This is a genomic window from Halomonas aquatica (assembly GCF_040196335.1).
GTDB classification, from domain to species: domain Bacteria; phylum Pseudomonadota; class Gammaproteobacteria; order Pseudomonadales; family Halomonadaceae; genus Halomonas; species Halomonas aquatica.
This window is the reverse complement of the sequence record NZ_JBEGCJ010000004.1, coordinates 333,087-347,031: the sequence shown is the minus strand read 5'-3', so window position 1 is coordinate 347,031 and position 13,945 is coordinate 333,087. Positions and strand designations below refer to the sequence as shown.

General features: G+C 67.2%; 12 protein-coding genes. 6 read left to right on the top strand and 6 right to left on the bottom strand.

Annotated elements, in window-relative coordinates; translation table 11 throughout:
* Entirely contained in the window at window positions 1-1,701 is a 1,701-nt protein-coding gene (gene pgi, locus ABE960_RS10645) for a glucose-6-phosphate isomerase (protein WP_349762242.1), read from the top strand.
* A 30-nt stretch (window positions 1,702-1,731) separates the two neighbouring features.
* Here the strand turns inward: pgi and ABE960_RS10640 are convergent, their stop codons facing one another.
* Both ABE960_RS10640 and crcB read right to left on the bottom strand, forming a co-directional pair.
* Window positions 1,732-2,118: a fluoride efflux transporter FluC gene (locus ABE960_RS10640; RefSeq protein WP_432765365.1), complete on the bottom strand. Its 387-nt coding sequence runs from the start codon at window positions 2,116-2,118 to the stop codon at window positions 1,732-1,734.
* Window positions 2,118-2,507, bottom strand: coding sequence for a fluoride efflux transporter CrcB (gene crcB, locus ABE960_RS10635; RefSeq protein WP_349762240.1), 390 nt, complete (start codon window positions 2,505-2,507; stop codon window positions 2,118-2,120). The genes ABE960_RS10640 and crcB overlap by 1 nt, the downstream gene beginning before the upstream one ends.
* Window positions 2,508-2,794: 287 nt before the next feature.
* Here crcB and ybiO point away from each other — a divergent pair, with 287 nt between their 5' ends.
* Window positions 2,795-5,113 carry a mechanosensitive channel protein gene (gene ybiO, locus ABE960_RS10630; RefSeq protein ID WP_432765362.1) on the top strand — a complete coding sequence of 773 codons (2,319 nt, stop codon included), beginning with the start codon at window positions 2,795-2,797 and terminating at the stop codon, window positions 5,111-5,113.
* 287 nt (window positions 5,114-5,400) lie between these two features.
* Here ybiO and ABE960_RS10625 read toward each other — a convergent pair whose 3' ends face one another.
* The 4 genes from ABE960_RS10625 to hemC are packed head-to-tail and all read right to left on the bottom strand — an operon-like array spanning window position 5,401 to window position 9,949.
* Complete coding sequence (locus ABE960_RS10625; RefSeq protein WP_349762239.1) at window positions 5,401-6,651, bottom strand: heme biosynthesis HemY N-terminal domain-containing protein; 1,251 nt, start codon at window positions 6,649-6,651, stop codon at window positions 5,401-5,403.
* Complete coding sequence (locus tag ABE960_RS10620; protein ID WP_349762238.1) at window positions 6,648-8,207, bottom strand: uroporphyrinogen-III C-methyltransferase; 1,560 nt, start codon at window positions 8,205-8,207, stop codon at window positions 6,648-6,650. The genes ABE960_RS10625 and ABE960_RS10620 overlap by 4 nt, the downstream gene beginning before the upstream one ends.
* Window positions 8,208-8,213: 6 nt before the next feature.
* Window positions 8,214-9,008 (bottom strand): uroporphyrinogen-III synthase, encoded by a 795-nt coding sequence (locus ABE960_RS10615; protein WP_349762237.1) that lies wholly within the window; start codon window positions 9,006-9,008, stop codon window positions 8,214-8,216.
* Window positions 9,008-9,949, bottom strand: a complete 942-nt coding sequence (hemC, locus tag ABE960_RS10610) for a hydroxymethylbilane synthase (protein ID WP_349762235.1) — start codon at window positions 9,947-9,949, stop codon at window positions 9,008-9,010. The genes ABE960_RS10615 and hemC overlap by 1 nt, the downstream gene beginning before the upstream one ends.
* A 262-nt stretch (window positions 9,950-10,211) precedes the next feature.
* Between hemC and argH the strand changes: the two genes are divergently transcribed.
* The 4 genes from argH to dapF are packed head-to-tail and all read left to right on the top strand — an operon-like array spanning window position 10,212 to window position 13,936.
* Window positions 10,212-11,630 carry an argininosuccinate lyase gene (gene argH, locus ABE960_RS10605; RefSeq protein WP_349762234.1) on the top strand — a complete coding sequence of 473 codons (1,419 nt, stop codon included), beginning with the start codon at window positions 10,212-10,214 and terminating at the stop codon, window positions 11,628-11,630.
* A complete protein-coding gene (gene lptM / locus ABE960_RS10600) occupies window positions 11,630-11,821 on the top strand; it encodes an LPS translocon maturation chaperone LptM (protein WP_349762232.1) in 192 nt (63 codons plus the stop codon). The genes argH and lptM overlap by 1 nt, the downstream gene beginning before the upstream one ends.
* 1 nt (window position 11,822) lies before the next feature.
* Window positions 11,823-13,103, top strand: a complete 1,281-nt coding sequence (gene lysA, locus ABE960_RS10595) for a diaminopimelate decarboxylase (protein WP_349762231.1) — start codon at window positions 11,823-11,825, stop codon at window positions 13,101-13,103.
* Window positions 13,103-13,936, top strand: coding sequence for a diaminopimelate epimerase (gene dapF / locus ABE960_RS10590; RefSeq protein WP_349762230.1), 834 nt, complete (start codon window positions 13,103-13,105; stop codon window positions 13,934-13,936). The genes lysA and dapF overlap by 1 nt, the downstream gene beginning before the upstream one ends.
* Window positions 13,937-13,945: the final 9 nt, after the last annotated feature.

Genomic DNA, 13,945 nt, shown 5'->3' with positions numbered 1-13,945 from the left:
ATGTTCCAGCTTACCCGCAGCGTCACCTGGCAGGCTCTCAAGGGCCTGCAGGAGAAGACCGCCGCCGACCGCATCCGCGACTACTTCACCGCCGATCCCGAGCGCTTCGACAAGATGAGTCTGCGCGTCGGTGGGCTCTTCCTCGACTACTCCAAGCAGCCGGTCTCCGACGAGGTGCTGGCCAAGCTGATCGAGCTCGCCAACCACTCGGCACTCGTCCAGCGCCGCGCCCAGATGTTCTCCGGCGACATCATCAACGTCACCGAGAATCGTCCGGTCCTGCATACCGCCCTGCGCAACCTCGGCGAGGGGCCGCTGATGGTCGATGGACAAGACGTGATGCCGGAGATCCAGCGTACCCGCGAGCAGATCCGCAGCTTCTCCGAGGCGGTGCGCAGCGGCGAGTGGAAGGGCCACAGCGGGAGCCGCATCACCGACGTGGTCAACATCGGCATCGGCGGGTCGGACCTCGGGCCCAACATGGCCTGCCGGGCGCTACTCAAGCATCGCCACTCCGGGCTCAATTTCCACTTCGTCTCCAACGTCGACGGCGCCCACATCCAGAAGGTACTCAGCCGCCTCGACCCGGCCACCACCCTGTTCATCGTCTCCACCAAGACCTTCTCCACCCAGGAGACACTGCTCAACGCCCATACCGCGCGGCGCTGGTTCCTGGAGCAAGCAGGCCCTGACGCCGATGTGGGCGCGCACTTCATCGCCGCCTCCACCAACCGCCAGGCGGCCATGGCCTTCGGCATCCGCGAGGAGAACGTCTTCGAGTTCTGGGCCTGGGTCGGCGGGCGCTACTCCATGTGGTCCTCCATCGGGCTGCCCATCGCCCTGTCCATCGGCTTCGACGGCTTCATGGAGCTGCTCGAGGGCGCCTACGAGATGGACCAGCACTTCCTGAGCGCCCCCTTCGCCGAGAACATGCCGGTGCTGATGGCGCTGATCGGCATCTGGCATATCAACTTCCAGGGTGCCGAGACCCAGGCCATCGTGCCCTACGACCAGGCGCTGCATCAGCTGCCGGCCTTCCTGCAACAGCTCGACATGGAGTCCAACGGCAAGTCGGTGGACATCTTCGGCAACCCGGTGGATTACAAGACCGGGCCGATCGTATGGGGCCAGACCGGCTCCAACGGCCAGCACGCCTTCTTCCAGCTGCTGCACCAGGGCACTCGCTACGTGCCGATCGACTTCATCGCCTCGCTCAAGCCCGAGCCCGGAGTCGAGGATCACCACTTCGCGTTGCTCACCAACATGATGGCCCAGGCCAATGCCTTCATGGAGGGCAGCCAGACCGGCAGCCGGCTCGACCCCTACAGCTGCCCGGGCAACCGTCCCTCCAGCGTGCTGCTGCTCGACGAGCTGACGCCTAAAAACCTCGGTGCGTTGATCGCGCTCTATGAGCACAAGGTGTTCGTCCAGGGGGTGATCTGGAACATCAATTCCTTCGACCAGTGGGGCGTACAGCTGGGCAAGCGCATCGCCGGCGAGATCAGCGAGCGCATCGATGCCCAAAGCCAGGACTTCGACGCCTCCACCCAGGGACTGCTGGCGCTGGTCCGCGAGCACTTCACGTCGGACGGCGATCCGTCGGGCGACGCGGCGCCAGAGGACGGAAAGGCAAACGAAGGCAAGATGGAGGAGCGCAGGAAAGACAAGGGCAAGGCCGGCAAGCGGGATGGCAAGGGCTGAACCCGACCTCCGACGCCGCGGATGGCGTCGTCAGGCCCGCGCCGCCATTCGCTTGCCGGCCCGGTGACCCAGCCAGGCCGCCGCCAGCCACAGCGGCACGCTGACCAGCACATAGCCCAGCGACATCCAGGGACGACCGGCCTCCAGCAGCTCGAGGGTCTCGAGGCCGAAGAGGGAGAAGGTGGTGAAGCCGCCGCAGAACCCCCCGACCAGGAAGGGCTGCCAGCGCGCCACCCGGCCGCTGGTCCGATGGGCAGCGTAGGCGGCGAAGCCGGCGATCAGCCACGAGCCGAGGCCATTCACCGCCAAGGTGGCCCAGGGGAAGGCCGGCCCGGCCAGAGCGAGCGCGACCAGGTAGCGCAACGAGGCGCCCAGGGCGCTGCCGAGCCCCACGGCGCCATAGGCCCGCCAGGCGATCACCCCGCCCCACCCGCAAGCCAGGCGCCGACCAGCAGGGCCGCGAACCCCGCCACCAGGGTTGCCATGCCATTGGCCAGGGCGGCACCGCCCCGGCCCTGCTGGACCAGCGTCAGGGTCTGCAGGCTGAACGAGGAGACGGTGGTGTAGCCCCCCAGCAGGCCGATGGCCAGCAGCGACCACGCCTGACCCGGGGCCGACGGCGCCGGGCCCAGCATGCCGGCCAGGATCCCCATCAGCAGGGCACCACTGAGATTGACCGCGAGGGTCCCCCAGGGGAAACCTGCGCCCAGGCGCTGCGCCACGGCATTGCCCACCGCCAGCCGCACCATGCCACCCAGGCCACCTCCAACGGCCACGGCCAGCAGAGTCAACGGGTCGATGTTCATCCACTCCCCAAACGATGCAAGACAGGTATCCGGAAACTCTTCACGAAAAAGGCCACCCGGTGAGGGTGGCCAAGAGTATCGCATGCTTGCCTTGCAGGGGTCAGCGGCTCGGTGTCGCTGATAGCTCGTAATACTGGCATACCAAATCCATGATGTACAATACTTGTACATGTAATCATCATCACAGCGCCCGGGTCGTGGTCATGGGCTCAAACCCGTATCATGCCGTCAGTGAGCACACCCCCTGACACCCCATCGCCAACACGCCAAGAGACGGAGGTCACCGCGTGAACCCAATGCGAGCCCTTACTGCCATCCTCGGCTGGCTGCTGGTAGCCCTGGTGGCCCTCTCCACCCCGGCCCAGGCCCAGCAAGCCGACGCCGGCAGCGAGCCGACGGCCTATTCCACCCTGGCCGACCTGCTCGAGAACACCCAGACGCGCCAACAGCTGATCGACCAGCTGCGCGGCCTGGCCGCCGACACCCCGGGGATTGAAGCGGCCAACGCCGTGGCCTCGGACGCCGCCGGAGAGCCCTCCCTGCCTCGCCAGCTGGCCCAGGCCACCAGCCGGATTGCCGGCGAGGTCGGCACTCAGCTGTCCAGCGTGGCGGAGGCAGTCTCAGGCCTGTTCTCGGGCAGTGCCGAGGCGGCAAGCAACTTCGACATGGCGGCCTTTACAGAGGCGACCATCAACCTGGGTCTGGTGATCCTTGCCACCCTCGTGCTCTTCCTGGCCATCCGCTGGCTGGCCAAGTCGGTGTTCACCCCTCTCAGCCAGTGGTCACTCAATGGCCAGGGCCTCAACCCCGTTCTGCGCCTGGTGCTCTGCGTGGCCCTGGCCGCACTGATCGACGTGCTGGTGGTGGCATTGGCCTATGTCGGCGGCAACCTGATCGCGACCTTCGCGGTAGGCGAGACCGGCGAGCTCTCCACCCGTGCCTCGCTGTTCCTCAATGCGTTCCTGGTGATCGAGCTGCTCAAGGCGGGTGTGCGGATGCTGTTCTCGTCTCGCTACGAGGGACTGCGATTGCTGACGATCTCCGCCGATGAGGCCTCCTACTGGAACCGCTGGATCGCCCGACTCATCGGCCTGGTCGGCTACGGGTTGATGGTGGTGGTGCCGCTGATCAATGCCTACCTGGCCCCCACTCTGGGCCAGAGCGCCGGCACCCTCATCATGGTCGCCGCCTTCATCTATGCGGTGGTGGTGGTGCTGCGCAACCGCAAGCGGCTGCGTGATGGCCTGAATCACAAGGCCCAGCAGACGACCATGGCGGCCAGCCGGGTTTCCCTGCAGCTATTCGCACGCACCTGGCACCTGTTCGCCCTGGCCTATTTCGTGATGGTGCTGGTCCTCACCCTGACCCAGCCCGCAGACGCCCTGCCCTTCGTCCTCTTCGCCACCCTCAAGACGCTGGCGACGGTGGTGGGGGGCATGCTGGTGTCGTCCTTCCTGACCCAGACCATCGGCCGCCGGATCCGGCTCTCCGACGACCTGCGGATCAAGCTGCCGATGCTCGAGCCGCGCCTCAACAGTTACGTGCCCAATGCCCTGAGGGTCATCCGCGCGGCGATCCTGATCACGGTGACCATGGTGGTGCTGAGCGCCTGGGGAGCCTTCGACCTGGCCAGCTGGTACGCCTCCGAGGCCGGCCGCAGCCTGGTGGGCAAGACCGCCAGCGTGTTCATGATCCTGGTGGTGGCAGCGGCGGCCTGGCTGGGCCTTGCCAGCCTGATCGAGCACAAGCTCAATCCCGAAACCGGCAGCGGCGTCCCCTCGGCGCGGGCCCAGACCCTGCTGGCCCTGTTTCGCAACGCCCTGGCCATCGCCCTGATCACCATGACAGTGATGATCGTACTCTCCGAACTTGGCGTAAACATCGGCCCGTTGATCGCCGGTGCCGGCGTGCTGGGCCTGGCCATCGGCTTCGGTTCCCAGAAACTGGTGCAGGACATCATCACCGGCATCTTCATCCAGGTGGAGAACGCGATGAACACCGGTGACGTGGTCACGGTGGGCGGCGTCACCGGAACCGCAGAGAAGCTGAGCATCCGCTCGGTGGGCATCCGGGACCTCTCAGGCACCTACCACATCGTGCCCTTCTCCAGCGTGGACACCGTGTCCAACTACATGCGGGAGTTCGGTAACCATGTCGGGCAGTACGGCATCGCCTACCACGAGAGCATCGACGAGGCCGTCGAGCAACTCAAGCTGGCCTTCGAGGACCTCAAGGCCAGCGAGGAGCACGGCCACAAGCTGCTGGAGCCTCTCACCGTGGCAGGCGTGGTGGCCCTGGCCGACAGCTCGGTGAACATCCGGGTGGTCATCAAGACCACCCCCGGCGACCAGTGGGCCGTGGGGCGTGCCTACAACCGCCTGGTCAAGATGCGCTTCGACGAGGCCGGCATCGAGATCCCGTTCCCGCACACCACGCTGTACTTCGGCGAAGACAAGCAAGGCCGCGCACCGGCGGCCAACGTGCGGATGCTGGAGTCCTCGTCACGCAAGCACCGGCCTGCCGCTGCTGGTGCCGATGACCCCGCACATGGCATCCAGGAGATCGCCGACCCCGAGCATCGCCAACCCGGTGACAATGACGTCTAGGCGACCCGAGCCTCGAACCCGCCTTACGCCAGCGGGGCTGCCTTTGGGCAGCCCCGCTGGCGTTTCTGCAGGTAGGGAAGACGTGGCCATCAGGTTCCTCAAATGGAGCAACGCCACGATCCATGACCCGATGAGGTCGGCAAGGTAAGGTTCCAGCCGACTCCCGTCTCACCCGAGCTGAACATGCAGGAAGGTCGACCCTAGAACAGAGTTCTCCAGGCAGCAAAAGGGGCGCCATCTGGCGCCCCGTGGAGAGTGGCTGACTGACGGGTCGAGCGGGCAATTGCTCAGGCCGTCTTGCGCTTCTTGGCCTTGTCGGCGGCCTCCTGGCTGGGCTGAGGCAGCAAGGGCAGCGACTTGTCGAGCAGCTCGACGCTCTGGCGGTAGAAGAGCTGACTCTTCTGGTGCTCGCCCAGGTTGGCATAGAGACGGGCCAGTTCGGCGCAGACCACGCCACTGGGCCGCTGGCGCTGGCTCGCCTCGAAGTACTCCTGGGCCTTGCCCCAGTAGGCGTTGCGCAGCGCCAGGCGCCCCAGAGTGAGCAGTAGATCCGGGTCGTTGGGCCGTTCCTGCAGCCACTTCTCGGCCACCACCAGCTGGCGGCGGGCATCCACATCGAGCAGGCCAAAGCGGAGCACGAGACGGCTGTCCCAGTGTTCCTTGAGCGAATGGCGCAGCAGTCGCTCGGCGATGCCCTCCTGGTTGCCGCGGACCAGCGCCTCGGCATAGAGCACGATCAGGTCGGTGTTGGTGCGCAAGTGGTCGGGCATGTCGGCCCAGAGGCTGCGGACGCGCTCGATGTCTCCGGGATTGCGCGCCTCATGGCCGATCAGCTCACGGTAGGCGCGCTGCTCGAGCTGCTCGCGCTCCTCGCGGGAGATCAGCTGCAGGGCGCCCATCCGTGGCATCAGCCGGCGCAGGCCATCCCAGTCACTGACACTGAGGTAGGCCTGTTTGAGCTGCTTGAGGACCTGAGGGTGGTTCGGCAGGTGACGGTCCAGGCGAGTCAGGATCGCCAGCGCCTCCTCGTACTGCTGGCGATCCAGCATGAGCTGGGCCTGCATCATGCCCACCGCCGTATCGGCACCCTCTGTGCTCAGGTGGGCACGCTTGAGCAGGGTGTCGGCCTGCTCGTAGCGCCCCTGGTAATGGGCAGCGAGGGCCGCGGAGAGGTAATTGACCAACGGCGTGCTGGAATCATCGGCGGCCTTGACCAGCGACTTCTCGGCCCGCTTCCAGCGCCCCTCCGCCAGGGCCACCAGCCCACGCACGGTGCGCTTCATGGCGGTGCGATTGCGGGCCCTGCTGTTCCACACCTTGAAGCGGCTTACCGGCCGGGACAAGCGCATCAGCAGTCGCAGGCCGAAGTGCAGCACGATGAACACGGCCAGCAGGATGACCAGGCCGAACCAGAAGGAGGTCTGGTAGGAGGTTTCCCCCACCCGCACCAGCCAGTAGCCAGGCACCGACATCATCAGCTGGCCGAACAGCGCCCCGAGCGCGAGGCCCAGGACCACGATCAGGATCAGCTTTCTCATGCGTCATCTCCCTGGCCACCACCGGCCTCGCCACCATTGCCCTGTTCGGCACTGCGGCTCTCGAAGCGATGCTCGATGAAACTCGCCAGCGCCTGCTGGGAGCCGCTGATGTCGGGCAGTTCAGGACGGATGCTGCGTTGCTTGAGCTCCTCGACGCGTGCGATCACCGACTGGACGCCCTCAACATCGGTGTCGTAGTAGCCACGGATCAGCGTCAGGACCTTGTCGAGGCTGGCCTCATAGAGTGCCTGTTCCTCCTTGAGCAGCGCCAACTGGGACTGTTCGAGCACCAGGCGCACGCTCTGGCGCAGGTAGGACTCCTGCTCCGGTGCGATCAGCGACTCCAGGGCCTGGTCGTGCTTGCGCACGATGACCAGGTCCTTGAGCTCATTGCCGAAGCGCGACAGCTGCTGCTCCCAGCCACCGGTAGGCGCCTCCTCGATAGTGGCGTCGGCGGTGATCTCCTCGATGTCCTGGGCCAGCGGCTGTCCGGCGATCTGTTCCTGCTGGGCATTGAGCGCCAGATAGAGACCGGTGCGATCGACCTTCGGCACGGACTGCAGGGCGGCGAGCTCGGAAGCGATCTCGCGGCGCACCGGCACCAGGGCGGGGTTGTCGGCCTCCAGCAGGCGTGCATCGGCGGTACGCAGCAGGGCCGCGGCGCCTTCAACATCGCGTTCCAGCTGCAAGCGCTGATTGGCCAGGCGAAGCAGGTAGGCCGCCTCGGCATGGAGCCAGTCGCGCTCGTCGGTGTCCTGCTCGCGGGAGAGCTCGGTAAGCACCTTGTCCAGGGTCCCATCGACGCTGCCGCGATAGTCGGCGAACTCGCCGCGAAGATCGGAAAGGGCAGACTCGAGGGCTGCGTTGCGCTCGGTCTCGGCACTATCGATCTGCCCCTTCAGGTCGCCGAGAGCTGACTGGCTGGCCACGTCGGAGGGCAGCGAGGCCAGGCGCTGTTGCTGGGCGTCGAGCTTCTGCCAGGCCTGCCAGCCGAAGAAGGCCACGCCGATGGCCAGCAGGATCACCAGCACCAGCGCCAGCACCCCGGATTTGCCACCTCGCTTGCCGCCCTCGTCACCATGATCCGTGACGGCGGCTGAACCACCCGGGGCCTTGCCGCCACCGGACGTGCCCGCCTTTGCAGAGGCCTGGGACTCCGGTGCCGCCTTGCCGGCGGGGGCGCTCTGCCCCTTGGACTTTGCGGCAGCGGCACTTTCCGTCTTAGCACTTTCCGTCTTCGGCTTGTCGGCGGGCGCGCTCTGAGCCTTTTTCCCAGCAGCGGCACTTTCCTTTCCAGCAGCGACACCTTCCGTGAGCGGCTGGTCGCCGCTGGCACTCGCGTCACTGGTGGGCGCGGCGGCATCCTGCTTCGCCCCATCGGCGGTCGAGGCCGATGACCCACCCTTGCCTCGACGACGCGACCGCCGGGAGGCCGAACCTCCAGCCTTGTCGGCCTCGCCACCGGTCTGGCTGCTCGAAGTCGCCGATTGTGCGCCGCCCTGGGCCGCGCCGGACGGCGTCTGCTGTTCGTCCTGATCGTTTGGTTGCTTGCTCATCTGTCGCTAGCCCTTTTCGAGATCATCATGATCGACATCGGCCTCCTCAGGGGCGCTGCTCCTGGCGACCGCGACCGCCAGAGCGGCAGGTGTGGCACCCGACGCCACGACGGGTAAACGAAACCCCAGCCTGCCGGCCAGTGTAGCCAACCGCGAACTGGAGACGATTAGCGGTTGGTTCAACGCGGCATCCGAACACCATCTTGCCAGATGTTCGAGAATTTCTCCGCTGCTGACCACCAGTGCACGGAAATTACCCTCTGCCAGCCGCGCCTGCATAGGCGGCGAGGGGTCGAGGAGGCGGCGTTGATAGACCGTCAGGCGGTTCACCCTGGCACCGCGCGCCGCCAGTGTGTCGGCCAGCAAAGCCCGACCGCCCTCACCGGCCACCAGCAGCACGCGCTGCTCCTCTAGGGTCTTGAGCGAGGCAAGGCGCAGCAGCGCCTCGCTGGTGTCCTCGCCTGCCACCGGCGAAGGTACGTGCACACGAACACCCAGGCGTCGGTGAAGCAGGGCGGCGGTGGAAGCCCCTAACGCATAGTAGTCGATACCGACCGGCAGTTGGGGCCAGTAGCGATCCAGCGCCGCCGCCAGGCACTCGGCGGCGAAGGGGCTCACCACCACCACCTTGTCGAAGTGGTCGATGTCCAGCCAGGCGGTGCGCACCGCCGAGGTTTCCGGCAGCGGTTCGAGGTGCATGACCTCCAGGCGCTCGACGGGCAGTCCGCGGGCCTCGATGGCGGCGGCCAGCGGGCCTGCCCGTTCGCCCGGACGCGAGATCAGTACCGGCAGGTCCTCCATCAGCCGGCGCCGTAGACCTCGGCGAGGATCTCGCCGGCACCCTGGTCGAGCAGTTCCTCGGCCACGCGGATGCCCAGCAGCTCCGGCTCGTGGAGGGAGCCGCGTCCCTCGGCGCGCAGCACTCGGGTACCCTCCGGGTTACCCACCAGGGCCCGCAGCCAGAGGGTCTGACCATCCTCCTCGAACACCGCATGGCCGCCAATGGGCACCTGGCAGCCGCCTTCCAGACGAGTGTTCATGGCGCGCTCCGCACGCACCCGGGTGGCGGTGGCCGCATCGTCGAGGGGCGTCAGCAGCGCGATCAGTTCGGGGTCGTGCAGGCGGCACTCGATGCCCAGCGCCCCTTGACCACAGGCCGGCAGACAGACCTCGGGCGGCAGCTCCATGGTGATGCGCGCCTCGAGCCCAAGGCGACGCAGGCCGGAGGTCGCCAGCAGGATGGCATCGAACTCGCCGTCATCCAGCTTGCGCAGCCGGGTCTGGACGTTGCCGCGCAGACTGAGGACCTCGAGGTCCGGGCGCGCCTCGCGCATCTGCAGGCCGCGGCGCAGGCTCGAGGTGCCGATGCGTGCCCCTTCGGGCAGCTCATCCAGGGAGGCGTAGTGGTTGGAAACGAAGGCATCGGTGGGTTCGGCGCCCTCGAGGATCACGGATAGCCCCAGGCTCTCGGGGAAGTGCATGGGCACGTCCTTCATGGAGTGCACGGCAATGTCGGCGCGACCGTCGAGCATCGCTTCTTCCAGCTCCTTCACGAACAGCCCCTTGCCACCGACCTTGGCCAGCGGCGTATCGAGGATCTTGTCGCCGCGGGTGGACATCGCCACCAGCTCCACCTGCAGGCCGGGATGCGCGGCCATCAGGCGATCACGGACATGCTCGGCCTGCCACATGGCCAGTTGACTCTTTCGGGTGGCGATACGCAGGGTGTTGATGGCTTGCACGTGGTTCTCCCGTACCGGTTGGCCTGCCGATGGCGCACATGGCGCCGGCGCCCGGTGATGACATTGATGTGCCTCATCATAAAGCACCGCACGAGGCAGGAAAAATCGTGTCGTGCCGCGACGACGTTGCACTGCCGGCCCTCGCCAGTCCGGCGGACTCTGGTACACTTTCCGCCATGTGAAGACAGCACCGCCCCGGCGGGGCTGCGGCCGGTCCGCCGGTCGTCACCCACCCCTATCGTCAAGCAGGATGCCCAGTCCGATGAGCCCGAGTCCTTCCAACCCCGGCACCAATCAGTCCTGGGGGGGCCGCTTCAGCGAGCCCACCGACGCCTTCGTCGAACGCTTCACCGCCTCGGTCGACTTCGACCAGCGCCTCGCCCTCCACGACATCCAGGGCTCCGTCGCCCACGCCACCATGCTGGCCAGGGTCGGCGTGCTGACCGACGCGGAGCGCGATGCCATCATTGAGGGCCTGGGCGAGATCCGCGGCGAGATCGAGCGTGGGGAGTTCGAATGGTCGGTCGCCCTGGAAGACGTGCACATGAACATCGAGGCGCGGCTCACCGACAAGATCGGCATCACCGGCAAGAAGCTGCATACCGGCCGCTCCCGCAACGACCAGGTGGCCACCGACATCCGCCTCTTTCTGCGTGACGAGATCGACGTGGTCGCCGCCGAGCTGTCGCGCCTTCGCGAGGGGCTGATCACGCTGGCCGACCGCGAGGCCGACACCATCATGCCCGGCTTCACTCACCTGCAGACCGCCCAGCCGGTGACCTTCGGCCATCATCTGCTGGCCTGGCAGGAGATGCTGGCCCGCGACCATGAGCGCCTGCTCGACTGCCGCAAGCGGGTCAACGTGATGCCGCTGGGGGCGGCCGCCCTGGCCGGCACCACCTACCCCATCGACCGTCACGTCACCGCCGAGCTGCTGGGCTTCGAGCGGCCCGCCGAGAACAGCCTCGACGCGGTGAGTGACCGGGACTTCGCCATCGAGTTCACCGCCTTCGCCAGCATCCTGCTGATGCATCTGTCGCGGATGAGCGAGGAGCTGGTGCTCTGGACCAGCGCCCAGTTCGACTTCATCGACCTGCCCGATCGCTTCTGCACCGGCTCCTCGATCATGCCACAGAAGAAGAATCCCGACGTGCCGGAGCTGGTGCGTGGCAAGACCGGCCGCGTCTATGGCCACCTGATGGGTCTGCTGACCCTGATGAAGTCACAGCCGCTGGCCTACAACAAGGACAACCAGGAGGACAAGGAGCCGCTGTTCGACACCCTGGACACCGTCAAGGGCTGCCTGCGCGCCTTCGCCGACATGGCGCCGGCCATCGAATCGAAGAAGCCAGGCATGGCAGAGGCCGCCCGTCGTGGTTTCTCGACCGCCACCGATCTGGCCGACTACCTGGTGCGCAAGGGAGTGGCCTTCCGCGACGCCCACGAGATCGTCGGCCAGTCCGTGGCCTTCGGCCTCAGGGAGAAGAAGGACCTCTCCGAGATGAGCCTCGAGGAGCTCCGGCAGTTCTCGGACACCATCGAGGCGGATGTCTTCGAGGTGCTCACCCTCGAGGGCTCGGTGGCCGCGCGCAACCACATCGGCGGCACCGCCCCGGACCAGGTGCGGGCCGCGGCCCAACGGGCGCGTGATGCACTGGCAAGCCTGGAGGGCCAGGCCTGATGCGACGGCTCCTCCCCGCCACCCTGGCGCTCGGTCTTGTCCTGCTGGCCGGCTGCGGCCAGAAGGGCCCGCTCTACCTGCCCGGCGATGAGGCGGCCGCCGAGCGCTATGACCCTGCCGGCCAGCAGGCGACGCCGGATGATGGTGCGCCCCGGCAGGACGACGACACCGCCAGCGACGACGAGAGCTAGCATGGACCACTTCGAATACCGCGACGGCGTCCTCTACGGCGAGGACGTGCCGCTTAGCCGAGTCGCCGAGCAGTTCGGCACGCCCTGCTATGTCTACTCACGGGCGACCCTGGCTCGTCACTTTCGCGCCTACACCGAGGCGCTGGGCAGCCACCCGCACCTGATCTGCTACGCGGTCAAGGCCAACACCAACCTGGCGGTGCTGGGACTGCTGGCGAGGATGGGCTCCGGCTTCGACATCGTCTCCGTGGGGGAGCTGGAGCGCGTCCTCGCCGCTGGTGGAGACCCCGCCCGGGTGGTCTTCTCCGGTGTGGCCAAGCAGGAGGCCGAGATGGCCCGCGCTCTGGAAGTGGGCATCAAGTGCTTCAACGTGGAATCGCGCCCCGAGCTGGAACGTCTCGATGCGGTGGCGGGGCGGCTCGGCAAGGTGGCGCCGGTATCGCTGCGGGTCAATCCGGACGTCGACGCGGGCACCCACCCCTACATCTCCACCGGGCTCAAGGACAACAAGTTCGGCATCCCCGTGGACGAGGCACTGGCCGCCTACGAACTGGCTACCGAACTGCCTCACCTGAAGGTGGTTGGCCTTGACTGCCACATCGGCTCCCAGCTCACCGAGATCTCGCCGTTCCTCGACGCCCTCGACCGACTGCTGGTGCTGCTCGAGCGCCTGCGCGAGTGCGGCATCGAGGTCGAGCACCTGGACCTGGGCGGCGGCCTGGGGGTGCCCTACCGCAACGAGCACCCCCCGTCTCCCTTCGACTACGCCACCGCCCTGCTCGAGCGTCTGTCGAAGTGGCCGGGCAGCGAGCGCCTCACCCTGCTCTTCGAGCCGGGTCGCTCCATCGCCGCCAACGCCGGGGTGCTGCTGACCCGGGTCGAGTTCCTCAAGCCCGGCGAGACCAGGAACTTCGCCATCGTCGATGCCGGAATGAACGACCTGATCCGTCCCTCCCTCTATCAGGCCTGGCAGGCCATCCTGCCGGTGGACACGCGCAAGCCCCGTGATACCGCCACCTATGACGTGGTCGGCCCGGTCTGCGAGACCGGCGACTTCCTGGGCAAGGACCGCGCCCTGGCCATCGCCGCCGACGACCTCCTCGCGGTGCGCTCCGCCGGGGCGTACGGCTTCGTGATGGCCTCGAACTATAACAGCCGCCCGCGTCCCGCCGAGGTGATGGTGGACGGCGACCGGGCCCATCTGGTGCGTCGCCGCGAGCGCCTGGAGGAACTGTGGGCCGGCGAAGCCCTGCTCCCCGAAGACGAGGGGGGGAGCCGCTGATGCTGCTGCACTTCACCAAGATGCAGGGTCTCGGCAACGACTTCATGGTGGTCGACCTGGTCACCCAGCGGGCGCGCCTCGTCGACGACGAGATCCGCCGCCTGGCCGATCGTCGCTTCGGCATCGGCTTCGACCAGTTGCTGGTCGTCGAACCGCCCCGGGACCCGGAAATGGATTTCCGCTACCGGATCTACAACGCCGACGGCAGCGAGGTGGAGAACTGCGGCAACGGCGCGCGCTGCTTTGCCCGCTTCGTGCGAGACCAGCGACTGACTCACAAGCACGAGATCCACGTCGAGACCGCCGGCGGCCCGCTGACCCTGACGGTCGAGAACGACGGACAGGTCAGCGTCGACATGGGTGCGCCGCGATTCACCCCCGAGACGCTGCCCTTCGACGCCGCCGAGGACCGGGTCCTCCATGCACTGGACGTGGACGGGGAGCGGCTGGAGGTGGGCGTGGTCTCCATGGGCAACCCCCATGCCGTGCTGCGGGTAGAGGACGTTGACAGCGCCCCCGTCGAGCGGCTGGGTCCGGCCATCGAGGCCCATCCGCGCTTCCCGAAACGGGTCAACGCCGGTTTCATGCAGGTGGTGTCCCGACACGAGATCCGCCTGCGCGTCTACGAAAGGGGCAGCGGCGAGACCCTGGCCTGCGGCACCGGCGCCTGTGCGGCCGTGGCCAGCGGCATCCGCCAGGGGCTGCTGGAGAGCCCTGTCACCGTGCATCTGCGCGGCGGCGACCTGCGCATCGAGTGGGCCGGCGGCGATGCCCCGCTGAGCATGACCGGTCCCGCCGAACGCGTCTTCGACGGCCGCGTCGTCCTGAACTGAGTCGCCCTC

Excerpts from the sequence above, each read along its gene's own strand:
- dapF (WP_349762230.1), top strand. The coding sequence starts at position 13,103 with ATGCTGCTGCACTTCACCAAGATGCAGGGTCTCGGCAACGACTTCATG.
- crcB (WP_349762240.1), bottom strand. The coding sequence starts at position 2,507 with ATGAACATCGACCCGTTGACTCTGCTGGCCGTGGCCGTTGGAGGTGGC.
- ABE960_RS10615 (WP_349762237.1), bottom strand. The coding sequence starts at position 9,008 with ATGGAGGACCTGCCGGTACTGATCTCGCGTCCGGGCGAACGGGCAGGC.
- lysA (WP_349762231.1), top strand. The coding sequence starts at position 11,823 with ATGGACCACTTCGAATACCGCGACGGCGTCCTCTACGGCGAGGACGTG.
- pgi (WP_349762242.1), top strand. The coding sequence starts at position 1 with ATGTTCCAGCTTACCCGCAGCGTCACCTGGCAGGCTCTCAAGGGCCTG.
- lptM (WP_349762232.1), top strand. The coding sequence starts at position 11,630 with ATGCGACGGCTCCTCCCCGCCACCCTGGCGCTCGGTCTTGTCCTGCTG.
- argH (WP_349762234.1), top strand. The coding sequence starts at position 10,212 with ATGAGCCCGAGTCCTTCCAACCCCGGCACCAATCAGTCCTGGGGGGGC.
- ABE960_RS10620 (WP_349762238.1), bottom strand. The coding sequence starts at position 8,207 with ATGAGCAAGCAACCAAACGATCAGGACGAACAGCAGACGCCGTCCGGC.
- ABE960_RS10625 (WP_349762239.1), bottom strand. The coding sequence starts at position 6,651 with ATGAGAAAGCTGATCCTGATCGTGGTCCTGGGCCTCGCGCTCGGGGCG.